Origin of the sequence: Aeromonas sp. 61P (genome assembly GCF_051919545.1) — a bacterium.
In the GTDB taxonomy this organism is placed as follows: domain Bacteria; phylum Pseudomonadota; class Gammaproteobacteria; order Enterobacterales; family Aeromonadaceae; genus Aeromonas; species Aeromonas veronii.
The window spans coordinates 403,294-422,145 of record NZ_JBQBEL010000001.1; the positions used below are offsets into that span (position 1 = coordinate 403,294).

General features: G+C 60.2%; 15 protein-coding genes. 8 read left to right on the forward strand and 7 right to left on the reverse strand.

The window, feature by feature from the left end; translation table 11 throughout:
* Positions 1-33: 33 nt before the first annotated feature.
* Positions 34-1,875 carry a signal recognition particle-docking protein FtsY gene (gene ftsY, locus ACTG2O_RS01955; RefSeq protein ID WP_213387923.1) on the reverse strand — a complete coding sequence of 614 codons (1,842 nt, stop codon included), beginning with the start codon at positions 1,873-1,875 and terminating at the stop codon, positions 34-36.
* A gap of 110 nt (positions 1,876-1,985) precedes the next feature.
* On the opposite strand from ftsY, the gene rsmD reads away from it, so the two are divergent.
* Together rsmD and ACTG2O_RS01965 are read left to right on the forward strand one after the other, a co-directional pair.
* Complete coding sequence (gene rsmD, locus ACTG2O_RS01960; protein WP_005339991.1) at positions 1,986-2,615, forward strand: 16S rRNA (guanine(966)-N(2))-methyltransferase RsmD; 630 nt, start codon at positions 1,986-1,988, stop codon at positions 2,613-2,615.
* Positions 2,599-2,910 carry a DUF1145 domain-containing protein gene (locus ACTG2O_RS01965; protein WP_019444692.1) on the forward strand — a complete coding sequence of 104 codons (312 nt, stop codon included), beginning with the start codon at positions 2,599-2,601 and terminating at the stop codon, positions 2,908-2,910. The genes rsmD and ACTG2O_RS01965 overlap by 17 nt, the downstream gene beginning before the upstream one ends.
* 855 nt (positions 2,911-3,765) lie before the next feature.
* On the opposite strand, the gene ACTG2O_RS01970 is transcribed toward ACTG2O_RS01965, so the two are convergent.
* From ACTG2O_RS01970 to ACTG2O_RS01990, 5 genes are all read right to left on the reverse strand, one after another.
* Entirely contained in the window at positions 3,766-4,752 is a 987-nt protein-coding gene (locus tag ACTG2O_RS01970; protein ID WP_005339987.1) for a helix-turn-helix transcriptional regulator, read from the reverse strand.
* 287 nt (positions 4,753-5,039) lie between these two features.
* Positions 5,040-5,426 (reverse strand): SirB2 family protein, encoded by a 387-nt coding sequence (locus ACTG2O_RS01975; RefSeq protein ID WP_019444691.1) that lies wholly within the window; start codon positions 5,424-5,426, stop codon positions 5,040-5,042.
* Positions 5,423-7,279, reverse strand: a complete 1,857-nt coding sequence (locus ACTG2O_RS01980) for a monovalent cation:proton antiporter-2 (CPA2) family protein (RefSeq protein ID WP_005357666.1) — start codon at positions 7,277-7,279, stop codon at positions 5,423-5,425. The genes ACTG2O_RS01975 and ACTG2O_RS01980 overlap by 4 nt, the downstream gene beginning before the upstream one ends.
* Positions 7,280-7,346: 67 nt before the next feature.
* A complete protein-coding gene (gene kefF, locus ACTG2O_RS01985; protein ID WP_005339958.1) occupies positions 7,347-7,943 on the reverse strand; it encodes a glutathione-regulated potassium-efflux system oxidoreductase KefF in 597 nt (198 codons plus the stop codon).
* Positions 7,944-8,044: 101 nt separating this feature from the next.
* The gene (locus tag ACTG2O_RS01990) at positions 8,045-8,887 is read right to left on the reverse strand and encodes a LysR family transcriptional regulator (protein ID WP_439975281.1); all 843 of its coding nucleotides are present in this window, start codon (positions 8,885-8,887) and stop codon (positions 8,045-8,047) included.
* 142 nt (positions 8,888-9,029) lie between these two features.
* Between ACTG2O_RS01990 and ACTG2O_RS01995 the strand changes: the two genes are divergently transcribed.
* From ACTG2O_RS01995 to ACTG2O_RS02020, 6 genes are all read left to right on the forward strand, one after another.
* The gene (locus ACTG2O_RS01995) at positions 9,030-9,752 is read left to right on the forward strand and encodes an SDR family oxidoreductase (RefSeq protein ID WP_439975282.1); all 723 of its coding nucleotides are present in this window, start codon (positions 9,030-9,032) and stop codon (positions 9,750-9,752) included.
* A gap of 88 nt (positions 9,753-9,840) precedes the next feature.
* Positions 9,841-10,164, forward strand: a complete 324-nt coding sequence (locus tag ACTG2O_RS02000) for a hypothetical protein (RefSeq protein ID WP_019444688.1) — start codon at positions 9,841-9,843, stop codon at positions 10,162-10,164.
* A 46-nt stretch (positions 10,165-10,210) separates the two neighbouring features.
* Positions 10,211-10,642: a DUF411 domain-containing protein gene (locus ACTG2O_RS02005; protein WP_019444687.1), complete on the forward strand. Its 432-nt coding sequence runs from the start codon at positions 10,211-10,213 to the stop codon at positions 10,640-10,642.
* A 234-nt stretch (positions 10,643-10,876) separates the two neighbouring features.
* On the forward strand, positions 10,877-13,030 hold the full coding sequence (locus tag ACTG2O_RS02010) for a S9 family peptidase (protein ID WP_019444686.1): 2,154 nt from the start codon (positions 10,877-10,879) through the stop codon (positions 13,028-13,030).
* Between the two features lie 413 nt (positions 13,031-13,443).
* Positions 13,444-14,415 (forward strand): TAXI family TRAP transporter solute-binding subunit, encoded by a 972-nt coding sequence (locus ACTG2O_RS02015; RefSeq protein ID WP_439975283.1) that lies wholly within the window; start codon positions 13,444-13,446, stop codon positions 14,413-14,415.
* 103 nt (positions 14,416-14,518) lie between these two features.
* A complete protein-coding gene (locus ACTG2O_RS02020; RefSeq protein WP_439975284.1) occupies positions 14,519-17,074 on the forward strand; it encodes a TRAP transporter permease in 2,556 nt (851 codons plus the stop codon).
* A gap of 520 nt (positions 17,075-17,594) precedes the next feature.
* Here ACTG2O_RS02020 and ACTG2O_RS02025 read toward each other — a convergent pair.
* Positions 17,595-18,848, reverse strand: coding sequence for a phospholipase D-like domain-containing protein (locus ACTG2O_RS02025; protein ID WP_439975285.1), 1,254 nt, complete (start codon positions 18,846-18,848; stop codon positions 17,595-17,597).
* Positions 18,849-18,852: the final 4 nt, after the last annotated feature.

Here is an 18,852-nt window from a genome sequence, read left to right on the forward strand (position 1 = left end):
CATCACGGCTGAGCTGACTCATCGCGGCCGGACTTATTCATCGCGGCTGAAGAGCGCCTCGATGAAGTCGTTGGCAACGAAGGGACGCAGATCGTCGATCCCCTCGCCCACCCCGATATAGCGGATCGGGATCTGGAACTTGTCGGCCACCGCAAAGATGACGCCGCCCTTGGCAGTGCCATCCAGCTTGGTGAGGGTGATACCGGTCAGGCCCACTGCCTCGCTGAACAGCTTGGCCTGGCTCAGGGCGTTCTGGCCGGTGCCGGCATCCAGCGTCAGCATGATCTCGTGGGGCGCCTCTTCATCCAGCTTCTTCATCACCCGCACCACCTTCTTGAGCTCCTCCATCAGGTTGCTCTTGTTCTGCAGGCGACCGGCGGTGTCGGCGATCAGCACGTCAGCCCCGCGGGAGCGGGCGGCCTCGATAGCGTCATAAATGACGGAAGCGGAGTCGGCGCCGGTGTGCTGGGCAATCACCGGAATGTTGTTGCGCTGACCCCAAACCTGCAGCTGTTCGACCGCTGCGGCACGGAAGGTGTCACCCGCCGCCAGCATCACGCTCTTGCCCTCGGCTTGGAACTGCTTGGCCAGCTTGCCGATGGTGGTGGTCTTGCCGACGCCGTTTACACCGACCATCAGGATCACATAAGGCTTCTTGCTGGTGTCGATCACCAGCGGCTGCTCCACCTTGGCCAGCATCTCGCCCATGTCCTGCTTGAGCAGACCGTAGAGCGCTTCGGCATCCTTGAGCTGCTTGCGATCCGCGTGCTGTACCAGCCCTTCGATGATGCGAGTGGTGGTATCCACACCGAGATCGGCGGTCAGCAGCTGGGTTTCCAGCTCTTCAAACAGCTCATCGTCGATCTTCTTGCCACGAAACAGGCCGAAGAAACCGGAACCGATATTCTCCTTGGTGCGCACCAGACTGCGCTTGAGGCGAGCAAAGAAGCCCTCCCGCTGCGGTTTGTCCTGGGTGTCGTCGTCCACCTTGGCGGCCAGCGGCAGGGCAGCCAGTGCGGCGGCCTCAGCCTCCATCGCGGCGACCAGGCGCATATCTTCCGCTCGCTGGGCCTCTTTGGCGATACGGGCTTCTTCCGCAGCCTGAGCTTCAGCGGCAATACGAGCTTCTTCCGCAGCGCGAGCCTCGGCAGCAATACGGGCCTCTTCCGCGGCGCGGACTTCGGCAGCGATACGAGCCTCTTCCGCAGCGCGGGCTTCGGCGGCAATGCGAGCCTCTTCCGCAGCACGGGCTTCGGCTGCAATACGAGCCTCTTCCGCGGCGCGGGCTTCGGCAGCGATACGTGCCTCTTCCGCAGCGCGAGCTTCGGCGGCAATGCGAGCCTCTTCCGCGGCGCGAGCCTCGGCAGCAATACGAGCCTCCTCTGCAGCGCGAGCCTCGGCGGCGATACGAGCATCTTCCGCAGCGCGGGCTTCGGCAGCAATGCGAGCCTCTTCCGCAGCGCGGGCTTCGGCAGCAATACGAGCCTCTTCGGCTGCCTTGACCTCAGCGGCTTGCGCCTCTGCGGCAGTGCGAGCGGCGTCAGCGGCACGCTCCTCTTCGGCGATCAGCGTTTCGTTGACGATCACCGGCTCCAGATCGGAGGCGCACTCCTCCACCACTAGCGGACCGTGATCGTCCAGCTCGGTCGGCAGGCAGCAATCATCTTGCAAAACGGAATTCTGTGCGCTGGCAGGCACTTCGGGGGCAACAGCCGGCGTACTATCGGAAACAGTGGTATCGGAAACGGGAGCGGGGGTAGCAGTGACCTCGGGCTCAACGGTAACGGGGGTGGCTTGGGGTGTCTGTGGTTGGACAGCCTCAGCCTCTTCTTTCTTGCGGCCGAAACCCAGCCAGGAAAACAAACCTTTTGCCATCTAAAAATACTCACATCAAAGGCTGACTGCTAAGATAGCCGTCCCTTGGCGGGTCGGCATAAAAATGAACCGCCTTATACTACCACTTTATTTTCTGACGATGAAACGCGATGCCCAGAGTGAAATCCAGCCGTAGCAACCCGAGCAAGAGTCCCGCCCCGCAAGGAAAATCGGGCTTTGTAAGAATCATCAGCGGCCAGTGGCGAGGCCGCAAATTGCCGGTCAAGGATGTGGAGGGGCTCAGACCCACCACGGATCGCGTCAAGGAGACCATCTTCAACTGGCTGGCCCCCCACATTCGTGGCACCCGCTGCTTGGATCTGTTTGCCGGTAGCGGCGGACTCGGACTGGAGGCGCTATCGCGCTATGCCGAGCAGGTGACCCTGATCGAGATGGACAAAGGGGCCGCTGACCAGATCAAGAAGAACCTGACCGCCCTCGGCAGCAGCCAGGGTCAGGTGATCCAGTCAGATGCAGTGAGCTGGCTGCAAGGCCCGGCCACGCCGTTTGATCTGGTGTTCCTCGATCCGCCGTTTCGCCGCGAGCTGCTGCCGCAAGTGTGCGAACTGCTGGAGCAGCGCGGCTGGCTGGCGCCGGACGCCCTCATCTATCTGGAGCGGGAAAAGGAAATGGCCGATCTGGCGCTACCCGCCAGCTGGCAACTACTCAAGGACAAACAAGCCGGTCAGGTCTGCTATCAACTCTATCTAAGGGAGGTAAACAATGAAGCGAGTCTTTAATCTGTTGGCGATGGGGCTGATATTGTTCTTCTGGTTTGGCGTGCTGATAAGCCTGATCGCCCCGCTGCCCGGCAAACTCAACGGCTTTCTGCCGGTCTGCGGCGTGATCGTCGCCCTGCTACATTGGCTGCAGGCCAGCATGATCAAGGCAGCTTGCAAACGCTACTTCGCGGTCACCAAGGCCGAATTTGTCACTGTGCTGATCTTTGGTGTGTTTGGCATGGTCGACATTCGTCAGCGCCTGCAAGAGATCGTCAACGCCGCCCAGCGCGGCAATCTCTCGGGCAAACCATAAAAGAAAAGGGGACGGCGGTAGCCGTCCCCTAGAGTCGTGTCGTCCTGTCCGTAGAACTGCAATGCTCCCTGCAATCCCTGACGTTATCCTAATCCTTTGGAATATCCCCTTTCCAATCCGTTGGCGTGTCCTGCGGCGTTCCTGGCCTGGCAATTCATCCTGAACTGCTTCACTGTCTCCATCCTGGAGGTGTCCATTACCACGTCCTGTGGGGTTCCTTGCGTCTTCCTGACAGATAACCATCCGGGTTATCTCACTTCATCCTGAAGTATTCCTCTCGCATCCGGCGAGGTCCTGTTCATCCTGAAGAACGAGGTTCCGTTCGTTCTGCTCCCATCCCGAGAGTGTCCTGCCGCATCCCGCGGTGTTCCTTTATTCATCCGTGACGATAATCATCCTGATTATCGAGCTCATCCTGAGGAGTCCCTTGTCCACATCCTGCGGACTATTCCATCTTTATGCGCTGTCCTGCATCCTGCCGGACCAGCTCCGTCCTTGTGAGACCCATACTAAGGAAATGCGCACCCCGAACAAGGGCCATCCGATGATAAAGATCCGATGCGGCTCCCATCTCAAAAAACGAACTTAAAAACTAACCCTTTAATATCAGTTAGTTATTTAGTTTCACGGGAAAGCTCGATCATTCTGGCATGGCTTCGCGTACGGCTCAAAGCGCCAGCCTCTTACAGTCGCTATGGCAGATCTCTTACACGGATTTCGCCCCCAAAAACGGGGCAGGAAAACGGTTCAATCCTGACGTTAAGACTTAAAAATTAGTTGAATAAATATGCTTAAAAAAACCGCAAAAAAAAGAGCCGAGGCCAGGCTCGACTCTTCAACATTCCAATTTTTTAATCAGCTCAAGCGGTTGGCCGGATTGAGATAGGCCTTGCGCAGCGATTCCGGTGCCAGCACCTCCAGTTCACCGCCGATGTTGTTCAACCAGCTGCGAAACTCCGGGGTGTCCTGCACCTCTGTCTCCACCACCACGCTACGCTTGTCATAGCGGGTCATGCGCGGATTGTTGCCGGGGATCTGGTTATCCACCAGCGACTGGCTGTTAGCATCGATCCGGCCGACGAAGCGGATCGGGCCGCTCACATCCTGATAGCCCTGATCGCGGATCAGCTTCTGGATGTTGAAATCCTTCGGCTGGGTGGCGCTGAAGTTGGTCAGCTCCACGTTCTTGATATGGTCAAACGGGATGCCGTAGACCTTGGGATCCAGCTCGGACAGAGTGCAGAGCAGGATCGGACCGTCCGGCTGATTGAGAATGCCGAGCGGGTTGATACGGTCGTAGCAGAGCCATACGGTGCGCTCTTTGATCACGCGCTGGATCTCGGCACTGAACTTGCGACCACGCCAGAGCGCATCGCGGATCAGGGTGCTGCGGCGGATCTCCGGGTTGCCGGCAAACGGACGCGGTGACTGGTGGACACTCTCCAGCCAGCGTTCGGCCAGTTCACTCTGGCTGTCGCGGATCACCTGGCTCGCCTTGTCGACCAGCGGGTTCAATTCAGTCAGTACACTCGCCGGCAACAGTTGGCTCGCCTGATCACTCCAGGTTTTCAGGGCCACCGCCAGCGAGAGCGGCATGATATTGGCAAAGTCGTTGAGGCCGTGGCGCTCGAAGCACCAGCCATGGGGTTTGCTGCGCTCGTCCGAGGTGAGGTCGAACAGTCCCATGCCGGACATCTCCTCCAGGTCCCGTTGCACGGTACGCAGACTGACGTGGATACCTTCCTCTTCCAGTTTTACCTGGAGTTGGCTGGCGGTCAGCTTGTAAGGGCGGTGCGGGATGCAACGCGCCAAGGTCAGTTGTCGTAACAGCTTCTTGCTCATGGTGCTTGCCTTCACTGGTTTAGCGTTGACTGTATGCTAGTCGTGACTTGCGACAGTCTATGTCGCAAGTTTTGCTGCGACAACTGTCGCCATTTTCATACAAAACACACTAAACAATTGATTTATAAAGACAATGCACTCAAAAAAGGAGCCGCTAGAGGCTAAAATTAGCCAAAAATCCCTCAAATGAAAGTTCTATCTTGCGATTTATTGTTAGCATAAAACTCCGATTAATTAATTCATCACAGAATATGATTTCAGGGGAGAGCATGACTCTCCCCTTTTGCTCACATCAGCCACGACCAGGCTGACTTGGTGATGGCCGCACCGACCATGTAGCCAAATACCGCCAGCGCTGCCACACCGGCCACCAGCTTCTGACCGCGGGCCGGGCGCTTGAGCGCCATGACACCCAGACCGATATAGAGTACCAGTGCCATCAGCTTGGCCATCAGCCAGGGTTGTTGACCCGGGCTCAACTGCAAGGCCACCGCCAGCAACACACCAAACAGCAGCAGGAAGGTATCGTTGATATGCGGCAGGATCTTCAGCCACTTCTGCTGCAACCGATCGCTGCCGACCAGCGCCAGACTCCAGCGATAGATAAAGAGCAGCAGACTGACCAGCGCCAGCGTCATATGCAGGTGTTTGAACATGGGGTAATAGGCAATCATTTTGCTTCCTTGTCGTCGTCGGGTAGCCCGCTGTTCCAGTTGTGGGCATGGATACGCTCCTGCCCCTCCTCGTCGTCTTGCAACAGATCGGAGAGTATCTCCCGGTATTGCAGGCTCTTGTTGATATAAGTGTGTTCGTCATCCAGATAGTTGACCTGCTCGCGCAACAGCCAGTTATCGTGCTGCTTGAAGGTCTGCCCCGCCCGCCAGGCCTGGTTGGCCCTAAACCCAAGCTGGGTCAGGGCTTCCACCCCCAGATCGACCGCAGAGCCCAGGGTTTCCCGGTGTACGCTCTCGACCCCGTGGCGCAGGATCTCGTGGGCATGGGGTCGATCCAGCGCTCGCGCCAGGATCTTCAGGTGCGGGAAGTGCTTCTGCACCATCTCGATCACCGCCAGCGAGGTAGCCGGATCGTTGATGGAGAGCACCAGCAGCTTCGCCTTGTGCGCCCCTGCGGCATGGAGCAGGTCGATCCGGCTGGCATCGCCATAGAAGACCTGATAGCCGTACTTGCGCAGGGTCTCTATCTGGCTGGCATCCTGCTCGAGGATGGTGGTACCGATGCCGTGACCATGCAGCAGACGCCCCACGATCTGACCGAAGCGGCCGAAGCCCGCGATGATCACCGGATGCTCCACCAGCTCCGGCTGCTCATGCTGCGGCGCGTCGCTCTGGTTACGGTAATCGAACCAGGGCTGGATCACCCGATCATTGAGGATCAGCAGCAGCGGGGTGAGCGCCATGGAGAGCGCCACCACCAGCGTCAGCAGCGAGATGGTCTCACCGGGCAGCACCCGGTTCTGGGCGGCAAACGAAAAGAGCACGAAGGCAAACTCGCCCCCCTGCGCCAACGCCAGCGCGAAGGTCCAGCGCTGGCTCGGCGAAATGCGGATGATGAAGCCGAGCGCCATCAGTACCAGCCATTTAAGCACCATCAGGCCAACCACCAGCGTCGGGATGAGGAAAGGGTGTTCGGCAAACAGCCCGAAGTCGATCCCCGCCCCCACCGACATAAAGAACAGGCCGAGCAGCAAGCCCTTGAACGGCTCTATGTCGGCCTCCAGCTCATGGCGATATTCGCTGTCGGCCAGCACCACACCGGCGAGGAAAGAGCCGAGAGCGGGCGAAAGCCCCACCGACTCCATCAACACGGCGATAGCGATCACCAGCAGCAGGGCGGCGGCGACGAAGATCTCCCGCATGTGGGACTGGGCGATGGCACGAAACACCGGCCGCATCAGGTAGTGGCCACCCAGCACGATGCCTGAGATGGCCGCGACTACCAGCAGGCCGTGCTGCCACCCCGCCAGCTCGGAGCCACCATTGCTGGCGACCGGCGCCATGGCCAGCAGTGGCAACAGCGCCAGGATCGGAATGACCGCAATATCCTGAAACAGCAGCACCGCAAAGGCGGAGCGACCGCTCTCGCTCTGCATCAGCTTGCGCTCCTGCAGGCTCTGCAACACGATGGCGGTCGAGGAGAGCGCCAGAATCAGGCCGATGGCCAGCCCCTGTTGCAGCGGCAGACCGATCAGGTGCGCCACGCCGGTCAGTGCCGCCGTGGTGAGCAGCACCTGCAGGCCGCCGGTGCCGAGGATCGGCCCCTTCAGCTGCCACAAGAGGGCCGGACGCAATTCAAGACCGACCAGAAACAGCATCAGCACCACGCCAAACTCGGCGAAGTGCATCACATCCTTCTGCTCCCCCACCAGCCCCAGCAGAAAGGGGCCTATGATGATCCCCGCCAGCAGATAGCCGAGCACCGAACCGAGCCCCCAGCGCTTGGCCAGCGGCACCGCGATGACGGCGGCGGAGAGGTAGATAAAGGCATCAAACAGGATCCCGTGGCCCATCAGTCAGCCCTCCGTGTGAACATCAGGTCCGGCTCATGAGCTCGGCCAACAAACTGCCCATGTGTCATCAGAGCACCTCCAGCAAGTCGCGCAGATAAGGACGCCCGGCCAGCTGCTCCGGGGTCAGCTGATCGTCACGCAAGGCGCAAAGCAGCTGACGGTAGTCCTGCCCACAGCGGCGCAGGGCGGCGGGATCCTTGATCTTGTGAAAGGAGTGCAGCACAAAAGGCGGCAGCCAGTTCATGCCGCACAAGGTGGCAGCCTGCTGAAATGGCAGCAGAAAATCGAGCAGCGGTCGGCTGTTGTAACCCTCGCTGCAGTAGGACTCCGGCGCCCCGCCGGTGGTGATGGCGCTCAGCCACTGCTTGCCCTTGAGGGCGTGGGCTTCGGGGCCGTAGGCGTAGCCATACTCCAGCACCAGATCCATCCACTCCTTCATGATGGCCGGGCAGGAGTACCAGTAAAACGGGTGCTGAAAGACAATGATGTCATGCTCACAGAGCAGCGCCTGCTCCCGCTTCACATCGATAAACATGTCGGGATAGTGCTGATAGAGGTCGTGAACCGTGACCCCCTCTAGCCCCTCAATCGCCTGCAACAGCTGCTTGTTGGCCCGCGAGCTCTGCAGCGCGGGATGGGAAAAAATAACCAGAATGCGTTTCATGACCACATCACCCGAACAAAGCCTTGCGGAGCAAGGCGAGGTAAACAGAAAAGGGGAGTCTGGGGAGCTGCATCGTAAAGGTGCACAGGAGAGCGACCTTATCAGGAAGCGCCATAGCCTGCCAACTCGGGGATCAGCTCCCGCAGCGCCGGATTGAGGGTCTGGTGGGCGGGATAGCAGAGCCCAATCCGGCGAAACATCCGCGGCCCGCTCACGGGAAGGGTACAGAGCCCCGCCTCATCCTCCACCAGCCCGTCCGGCAGAAAACTGATGCCAACCCCCGCCAGCACCAGCGCCATCACCAACCCCTTGCTCTCGGCCTTGGCCACCAGATTGAGGGTAAGCCGGTCACAGGCCAGCAGGCCGATAGTCTGCTGATGGGCTTCGCAGGGCGGGCACTCAATAAAATCATAATGTTGCAGCTCGGCCAGCTCGATCCTTTCGCGACTGGCCAGGGGGTGATCGACCGGCACGCAGAGCACGTAATCCTCCTCCCACAGCGGCAGGAAGATCTCGTCCTCCCGACGCAAGGCATCCAGCGTCAAGCGGCAGTCGGCGGGCGTAGTGTAGTCGGAGAGGGTGAGATCCAGCTGCGGCAACACGCGCTGTACTTGCTGCAACAGCCCGGCCACCCGACGGCGACTCAAGTCCGGCATGATGGCGATATTGAGCCTCGCACGCGTCGCTTTCTGGCGAAACAGCTCCGGCAGACGGCGCGCCCCCTCCACCAGCTTGACCGCGTGAGGATAGAGATAGTGGGCCGGATCTTTCGCCACCACCCCCTTCTTGCCCCGGACAAACAGGCTGTCACCGAGCGCCTCTTCCAGCTGGCGCAGTCCCGCCGAGAGGGAGGGCTGGCTGACGTGGCAGCGCTCGGCCGCCGCCGTGATGTTCTTCTCTTCATAGATGGCGATGAAGAAACGCAGCAATCTCAAGTCCAGCATAAACCAACCATAGTTTTTTCAGATGATAACCAGCGGAAAACAATATTTATCACTTATAGATGCAGTGACTATAGTGATTGGGTTCCGTGCTGGCCAGCCACCTGTTTGCTCAAACCGACTCTTGAATCAGAAGGAAAGACCCATGTCCAAATCTCTCGTCGTGATCACCGGTGCCTCCGCCGGGATCGGTGCCGCCATCGCCCGTGCCTTCTCTGCCGCCGGTCATCCGCTGCTACTGCTGGCCCGCCGGGTCGAGCCGATGCAGGCGCTGAACCTGCCCGATACCCTCTGCATCGGGGTCGATGTGACCGACACCGCCGCCATGAAAGCCGCCGTCCAGCAGGCAGAAGCCCAATTCGGCCCGGTCGGCTGCATGGTCAACAACGCCGGTGTCATGCTGCTGGGTCAGGCCGATGTGCAGGATCCCGCCGAGTGGCAGCAGATGCTCAACATCAACGTGATGGGGGTGCTGAACGGCGTCCACGCAGTGCTGGCAGGCATGAAGGAGCGCCGCAGCGGTACCATCATCAACATCAGCTCCATCGCCGGTCGCAAGACCTTCCCGAACCATGCTGCCTACTGCGCCACCAAGTTCGCCGTGCACGCCCTGACCGAGAACATCCGGGAAGAGATGGCCGATGTGGGCGTGCGGATGGTGACCATTGCCCCGGGTGCGGTCGAGACCGAGCTGCTCAGCCACACCACTGACGAGAGCATCAAGGCCGGTTACCACGACTGGAAAGATCAGATGGGTGGCGTCATTGCGCCGGAAGTGATCGCCGATGCCGTGCTCTACGCCTGGAACCAGCCTGCCAACGTTTGCGTGCGCGAGATCGTGCTGGCGGCGACCCGTCAGCAACCTTAATCCGGGCGGACTGACACCATGGGGAGGGCTTGACCCTCCCCCGGGGCACAGGGTTACCATGTGCCCCTTGTTATTTTCGAGTCATTCCATGGTTCTCACCCGTCGCCAACTCGCTCACGCCCGTCGCTGGCTCCCCTTGTGGAGTCTGGTGCTGGTGTTGATGTCGTTTGGCAGCCGGGCCGCAACCGACCTCTGTACCCTGACCACCCACTGCAGCCAGAGCGAGCGCACCCTGGAAAAAGCGATGCCCTGCGGCAGCTTTACCACCGCCCTCTCGATGACGCTGGTAGGCAGCGACTGCCTGACGGTCGCCGTGCTGGAACCGGATACCCCCGACTTCGCCTCCCCCTCTCTCTTTATGCCGGACGCTCCGCGCGAGCGGCTCGAACGTCCCCCACGCACCCAGACCTGAAACGCATCCCGTATCGGGCATCTTTTCTTTCAATCTGAGGTGAGTGATGTACAAACCCCTGTTACTGGCCATGCTGGCCGGTACCGTCAGCTTTTCGGCCCTCGCGGCCGAGAAGATGACCGTCTACAAATCCAAATATTGTGGCTGCTGCCAAAGCTGGAACGAGCATATGGAGCAGAATGGCTTCGAACTGGAAGTTATCGAAACCGAGCAGCTCGGCGCAGTGAAGCAGCAATACGGTATCGCGCCGGAACTGGCTTCTTGCCATACCGGTATCGTAAATGGCTATGTGATCGAGGGGCATATACCGGCCGCCGATGTACAAAAGCTGCTCAGGGAAAAACCGGCGATCCGTGGCCTGACTATTCCGGGCATGCCCCAGAGTGCGCCGGGCATGGATATTCCGGGCCATCCCTATGAGGTACTGAGTATCAGCAACGAGGGCGCGACCAACCGCTGGTCGAGCTACCCAGGCTGACGAAAACTGGCCATGAGAGGGCACTCCCATATCATGTGAGGCACACCTGAGCGGACTCTTGCCGCTCATGGCCAGAAAGAGGGCCGCTATCGCGAGATAGCGGCTTTTTTTGATTACATTTCCTGCAATAACAAGGGATTGCTTGCAACCACCGGCAACAAGGGGCAGATTTAACGCCAATTCATGGAGCCGATGCTCAGGTCTACCAACCCTTTCCAGCGCCAAGGATGCGACATGTTTACCTTTTCCCGAGGAGTTCTGCTGCTAGCCTTTCTGACAGTTCTCCCCCCCACTTATGCCAATGAAGAGCCCGCCATGCTGACAAGCGAACATCCAATCCAGCCGCCCGTGGCCGCCAAACATCCCCGCACCCTGAAAAAACACGGGGATACCCGCATCGACAACTACTACTGGCTGCGTGACGACGAGCGGCAGAAGCCCGAGGTGTTGGACTATCTCAAGGCCGAGAATGCCTATACCGAGGCCATGCTCAAGCCGACCCAACCCCTGCGCGAACAGCTTTACAAAGAGATGGTCGCCCGCATCCCCCAGCAGGATGAATCGGTGCCCTATGTGAAGAATGGCTACCGCTACCAGACCCGCTATGAGCCGGGCAAGGAGTACGGGATCTATTCGCGCACCAAGCTCGGTGAAGAGCAGGCGAGTCTGCTGCTCGACAGCAACCTGCGGGCTGAAGGGCACGAGTTCTATGCCCTCGGCGCCCTTGAAGTGAGCCGCAACAACCGCTGGCTGGCGGTGGCGGAAGATTTCCTCTCTCGTCGTCAGTACCAGATCCAGTTCCTCGACCTGGAGAGCGGCCAGTGGGCCATCGACAAACTGGAAAATACCTCCGGCAATCTGGTGTGGGCCAACGACAACAAGACCGTCTTCTATGTGCGCAAGCACCCGCAGACCCTACTGCCCTATCAGGTCTATCGCCACACGCTCGGGACGGATCCGGCCACGGACAAGCTGGTCTATGAAGAGAAGGATGACTCCTTCTACATCAGCCTCTACGCCACCACCTCGGAAGATTTCATCGTCATCGCCCTCTCCAGCACCACCACCGGCGAAGCGCGGCTGATCGATGCCAACCAGCCGGAGCACGCCCCCCGCCTGTTCCTGCCCCGTCAGGTGGATCACGAATACAGCCTGGATCACTACCGCGGCCGCTTCTATGTGCGATCCAACAAGGATGGCAAGAACTTCGGCCTCTACGAGACCAAGGAGAGCCCGGTCGATCGCTGGAAGGCGGTGATCGCCCCCAATCCGGACGTGCTGCTGGAGAGCTACGCCCTGTTCAAGGATTGGCTGGTACTGGAGGAGCGCAACAAGGGGCTGACCCGACTGCGCCAGATCAACTGGCAGAGCGGTGACGAGAAGGAGATCGCCTTCGACGATCCCGCCTATGTCACTTGGCTCGCCTACAACCCGGAGCCGGATACCAGCGCCCTGCGCTATGGCTACTCCTCCATGACTACCCCCGCCTCCACCTATGAGCTGGATATGGCGAGCGGCAAGCGCACCCTGCTCAAGCAGCAGCCGGTGGCAGGCTTCAAGGCCGACCAGTACGCCAGCGAGCGGCTCTGGGTGACCGCCCGCGACGGCGTATCGGTGCCGGTGTCGCTGGTCTATCGCAAGGACAAGTTCAAGAAAGAGCAGGCCGATGCGCCCAAGAATCCGTTGCTGGTCTATGGCTACGGCTCCTACGGCGCCAGCATGGATCCCGACTTCAGCAGCTCGCGCCTGAGCCTGCTCGATCGCGGCTTCGTCTACGCCATCGCCCATATCCGGGGTGGTGAAGAGCTGGGCCGTCACTGGTACGAAGATGGCAAACTGCTGAAAAAGCAGAACACCTTCAATGACTTCATCGATGTCACCAAGGCGTTGGTGGAGCAAGGCTACGGTGCCAGGGATCAGGTCTACGCCATGGGCGGCAGCGCCGGCGGCCTGCTGATGGGGGCAGTCATCAATCAGGCGCCCGAACTCTATCGCGGCGTGGTGGCGCAGGTGCCGTTCGTCGATGTGGTCACCACCATGCTGGACGAGTCGATCCCCCTCACCACCGGGGAGTATGACGAGTGGGGCAACCCGAACCAGAAGCGCTACTACGACTACATGAAGAGCTACAGCCCCTACGATCAGGTGAAGGCGCAAGCCTACCCCAACCTGCTGGTCACCACCGGGCTGCACGACTCGCAAGTGCAGTATTGGGAGCCCGCCAAGTGGGTCGCCAAGCTGCGCGATCTGAAAACGGATGATAACAAGTTGTTACTGAACACCGACATGGACGCCGGCCACGGCGGCAAGTCGGGCCGCTTCAAAGCCTACGAGGATATCGCGCTGGAATACGCCTTTCTCCTGGATCTGGCCACCCCGGCCAACTGATCTCTCATGACTCCGGCCCTTGTCATTCAAGGGCCGCATAAGAATCCTCTCGTAGTTTTTCCCTCTTCCATTTCCCTCCATATCAAATTAATCTTCGGCAAGAAAATGAATGATCGAGGTCATGTTTCTCAAGATTTAACTCCGCTATTTTGCCATTTCGTTTGATTTATGTTGGGTGATGTGCTTAATCGGAGTGCTTGCAACTTTTTATTTGGCCCCTCAGGGGCCAATTTATCTTCGACCGACAGGAGGTCGGTAGCCTCACCACAGGATGAGGGTGACTGCCGGAAAGGGGGATGATCAACTCCCCTGCTTTCGCGCAACGAGAAGAGCGGGCAAGCCCGGCGCAGAACGGGATTGCCATCAATTTATCCGGGGATCGGATAAACAAAATCAAAGAAAAGGGAGAAAAAATGAAAGGATTAACTTTGGCATGCGCCCTGTCGGCGGCTCTGGTCGGGGTCTCATTCGGTGGTCCGGTACAAGCGCAGGAGCGCTTCGTGACCATAGGCACCGGCGGTCAGACCGGCGTCTACTATGTCGCTGGCCAGTCCATCTGCCGCTTCCTCAATCGCGGCGCCGCCGATCACCAGATCAAGTGCAACGCCCCGGCCAGTGGCGGTGGTGTTGCCAACGTCAACGGCATCCGCAGCGGTGAATTCAACTTCGGCATCATGCAATCCGACCACCAGTTCAAGGCGATGAAGGGGCTGCCGCCGTTCCAGGCCGAAGGGGCTATGGACGACATGCGCGCCGTCTTCTCCCTGCAAAGCGAGGTGTTCACCATCCTGGCTCGCCGCGATGCCAAGATCGCCAGCTTCGACGACCTGAAAGGCAAGCGCGTCAACATCGGCAACCCGGGCTCCGGCCAGCGTGACACCATGGAAGAGATCATGGCGGTCAAAGGCTGGAAGAAAGGTGACTTCGGTCTGGTCTCCGAGCTGAAACCGGCCGAACAGGCCTCCGCCCTCGGTGACAACAACATCGATGCCATGAGCTACTTCGTCGGTCACCCGAACGGCGCCATTCAGGAAGCCTCCACCACCACAGATGCAGTACTGGTACCTGTGACCGGCGCCGACATCGACAAACTGCTGGCCGAGAAGAGCTACTACAGCAAGGCCGAGATCCCGGGCGGCATCTACAAGGGCAGCGACGAGCCGACCCCCTCCATCGGTGGCAAAGCGGTGCTCTCCACCAGCGCCAAAACCGATCCGGAAGTGGTCTATCAGCTGGTCAAGTCGGTGTTCGACAACCTGGATCGCTTCAAGCGCCTGCACCCTGCCTTTGCCGACCTGAAAGAGGCCGACATGATCAAGGTGGGTCTCTCTGCACCGCTGCATGAAGGGGCTGCCCGCTACTACAAAGAGCGCGGCTGGCTCTGATTGAAGGCCCCGGGGCCTTTGTCACTCTCTTCGACACCCGTCTGCCGCCTGATTGCGGGGGCGGGTGTCGCTCTTGTTGTACTCGTTGGCACAAGTTAACCCTATGCAAGATAAACAACTCTCTACCGAGGAACTGATCGCCCAGGATGTGGGCGCTCGCCTGCCGCTGGGCATCATGGGCTGGCTCATCACAGCACTGGCGCTGGCCTGGTCCCTGTTCCAGCTCTGGATCGCCTCGCCACTCCCCTTCATGGTGGGGTTTGGCGTACTCAATGACACCGAAACCCGCTCCATTCACCTCACCTTTGCCCTGTTGCTCGCTTTTCTGGTGTTCCCGGCATTTCGCTCCTCGCCGCGGGATCGGGTTCCCCTCGGCGATATCGCCCTCGGTCTGATCGCTGCTGGCGCCGCCTCTTACCTGTTTGTGATGTATGAAGCACTCGCGCTGCGTCCCGGCACCCTCACCACCGCCGATCTGGTGACCGCCTGCATCGGCATTCCGCTGCTGCTGGAAGCGGCGCGCCGCGCCCTGGGGCCGGCACTGGCGGTCATCGCCATCGTCTTTCTGATCTACAGCCTGGCGGGCCCCTGGATGCCGGGACTGCTGGCACATCGCGGGGTAGGCTTTACCGCGCTGGCCAACCACCAGTGGATCACCACCGAAGGGGTGTTCGGCATCGCCCTTGGCGTCTCCACCAGCTTCGTGTTTCTGTTCGTGCTGTTCGGTGCCCTGCTGGAGCGGGCCGGTGCCGGTCACTACTTTATCCAGCTCGCCTTCAGCCTGCTCGGTCACCTGCGCGGCGGCCCGGCCAAGGCAGCAGTGGTCGCCTCCGGCCTGACCGGTCTGATTTCCGGCTCGTCGATTGCCAACGTGGTGACCACCGGCACCTTCACCATCCCGATGATGAAGAAGGTGGGCTTCAGTTCAGAGAAAGCGGGGGCGGTGGAAGTAGCCTCCTCGGTCAACGGCCAGATCATGCCGCCGGTGATGGGGGCTGCGGCTTTCCTGATGGTCGAATACGTGGGCATCCCCTATGTGGAGATCATCAAGCACGCCTTCCTGCCTGCCGCCATCTCCTACATAGCGCTGCTCTACATCGTCCATCTGGAGGCGCTGAAACTGGGCATGCAGCCCATCGGCAACCATCAGCCCAAACCCTGGCTGCGCCGCCTGACCGGCTTTGCCTTTGGCGCGGCCCTCATCAGCGGCCTGTCACTGGCGGTCTACTATGGCCTCGGCTGGCTCAAACCTGCGCTGGGTGACTACGCACTGCCGGGGATCTCGGTACTGCTGGCTGCCACCTATGTGGCTCTGTTGAAGATCGCCGCCAGCAATGAACCGCTGCCTGCCGAAGATCCCGACAAGCCGCTCACCGAGTTGCCCAACACCCGCACCGTGCTGCTCTCCGGCCTGCACTTCCTGCTGCCGGTAGTAGTACTGGTATGGTGCCTGATGGTGGAACGCCTCTCGCCGGGGCTGTCGGCCTTCTGGGGTACCGTGATGCTGGTGATCATCCTGCTAACCCAGCGCCCGCTGCTCAACTGGCTGCGCAAGGACGGCAAGCACGACTACGGCACCGTCGCTGACGGCGTGGTGGATCTGCGGGAAGGGCTGGTCGCAGGTGCCCGCAACATGATCGGTATCGGCATTGCCACCGCCACCGCGGGGATTATCGTGGGTGCGGTCTCCCAGACCGGGGTCGGTCTGGTGCTGGCGGATCTGGTGGAGTTCCTCTCCATGGGTAACCTGCTGCTGATGCTGCTGCTGACCGCCCTGCTGAGCCTGATCCTCGGCATGGGGCTGCCGACCACAGCCAACTACATCGTCGTCTCCAGCCTGCTGGCACCAGTGGTAGTGACGCTGGGGCAGCAAAACGGGCTGATCGTGCCGCTGATCGCAGTGCACCTGTTCGTCTTCTACTTCGGCATCATGGCGGATGTGACGCCGCCGGTGGGACTGGCTTCCTTCGCGGCAGCCGCCGTCTCCAAGGGCGATCCCATCAAGACCGGGATCACGGCGTTTTACTACAGCCTGCGTACCGCAGCGCTGCCGTTCCTGTTTATCTTCAACACCGATCTGCTGCTGATCGACGTGGACTTCGCCCACGGTGTGCTGATCTTCATCGTGGCGACCATCGCCATGCTGATCTTCGCCGCCGCCACTCAGGGCTGGTTCCTGGTGAAGAGCCGCTGGTACGAGAGCGTGCTGCTGTTGCTGGTCGCCTTTACCCTGTTCCGCCCGGGTTTCTGGATGGACATGGTGCACGACCCCTATCGCGAGACCCCGCCTGCCCAGCTGGCCCAAACCATGGGTGAAGTGGAGGCGGAGAGCACCCTGCGGCTGCGGATCCTCGGTGAAGATGCCGTAGGCAAGCCACGCAAGTTTACCCTGCTGGTCGCCGTACCGGATGGGGCAAATGGCGAAGAGCGGCTGGCCAATCTGGGGCTGAGCCTCTATGAGCAGGATGGCAAGACGCTGATCGACAACGTCGCCTTTGGCAGCCCGGCCGCCACCATGGGGCTGGAGTTCGATCAGGAGATCCTCACCGTCAAGGCGCCGACCGAGCGCTGGACCAAGGAGTGGATGTGGATCCCGGGCTTCCTGCTGTTCGGGGCGATCGTCTGGCTGCAGCGTCGCCGCAGCGTCAAGGCTGGTTAATCCGCCAGGCAGATGAGACCGAGGGCCGCTATTGCGGCCCTCTCTTTATTGCCTTGCCCTCTGCGGCTCTTGCGATGAGCAACAGTCATGGAAAAGGTAAACGGTGGCGAGCGGCCAAAAAAGTGGGGTGACATGTCCATGTCACCCCCTCGCAAATAGCATGTTCCATATTGGAGTCCGGCCACGCCAGGTCTCTGTTTCACTTTCCGATAGTTCGCGACCCATCTGAAGTGCGCGCCAATTGCAGCGATGCAACTGGCCAGCTACCCGTTACAACCTTCGTCCACACGGCAGACAAGCCGCCGTGTTTGTCCTTGCAACTGAAATATTACGCATAAAAACAAAATAAAAAACGTTTTTATGCTAATTCCATTCACATCAGAGTACAAAAAACAGCCTTATCATCACCGCTAAATTGTTATAAAACAGCAAGATAGATTCATGCATGGTTATTCACCCGCAAAGGACATCAGCAATGGCTTACAAGGCTTTGCGAGATCTCGCACAAAAAATGGCCGCCTCACAGCCAACGGCGCAGGGGCAACCAGTCACTCAGGCGGGCTATCAGTCGCCTTGACCACCCTTCGGGTTTGCGCGGCAATCCACCCGCCTGCTCCTGCCAGCGAGCCAGCCACATTCGCAGCGCCTCGCAGATCGGCGGGCAGTGCAGATGCAGCATCAGCTCGGTATTGAGAAACAGCGAGCGGGGATCGAGGTTGAGGCTGCCAAACAGCGCTCGCTCCTCCCCCAGCAGGATCAGCTTGGCGTGCAGGCTGCCGTGGCCATGGTCAAACTCGGCGACCCGGATGCCGCGCCGCAGCAACCAGCCGAGATAACGCTGATAGGCGCCATAGACCAGTGGCACATCGGTGCTGGCTAGCGAGTTGGTGAGAATGTCGATGGCGACCCCCTGCTGGCGCAGCCGCGCCAGACGGTGCCGAAACCCGCGAGTAAGGATGAGGTAAGGGGTCACCAACCCCAGCGAGCCAGGATTGTCAGCCAGCTGGCGCCAGAGCTGACGGGCAGTGGTGGGACGGGAGATAAGCCCCTTGCCGGGATGGTCGAACCACACCTCGGCTCGCCCTTCATGCCACTGCAGCGGCAAATCGCGCTCGTCAAACAGCGCTGCGGGTAGATCGTAGACCGTCGCTACCGCCGGATCCGTCATGGTGAACAGGAAGTCGTTGACCACAGCTATTTCAGCGGGCAGCAGCTCGCGGCGCAGCAGATGGCGGATGGGGTGACTCCAGCGGCTGTGCCAGAACTGCTCGAACCCCTGCGCCATCTGCTGGCACAGCCCCCCCTGACAGGCGAGATCGAGATCCACGAAGGGAGCCTGCGGATCCAGACCGAAGTAGCGATCGCCGATGTTGCGCCCGCCGATCAGCGCCAGCTTGCCATCCACCAGCAGCAGCTTGTTGTGCATCCGGTGGTTGATGCGGCGAAAGCTGAGCAGCCCCTCCAGCAGCAGTGCCAGCGGGCGCCAGCCCCGCAGCCAGAAAGGGTTGAACAGCCGCACCTCGATCCCGGGGTAGTGAGCCACCATCTCCAGAAAGCGGTTGTCACCGGCATAGAGATCATCCACCAGCAGTTGTACCTTGACGCCGCGCCGAGCGGCGTGAAGCAGCTCGCTCAGCAGCAGCTTGCCGCTGCTGTCCTCCTCCCAACTGTAGTACTGCGCCTGGATCCGCTCGCGGGCATAGCGGATCCAGTGGCAGCGCACCTTGAGCGCCAGCAGGGGATCATCGATCAGGGCAAAGGATCCGGGGATCATGGTG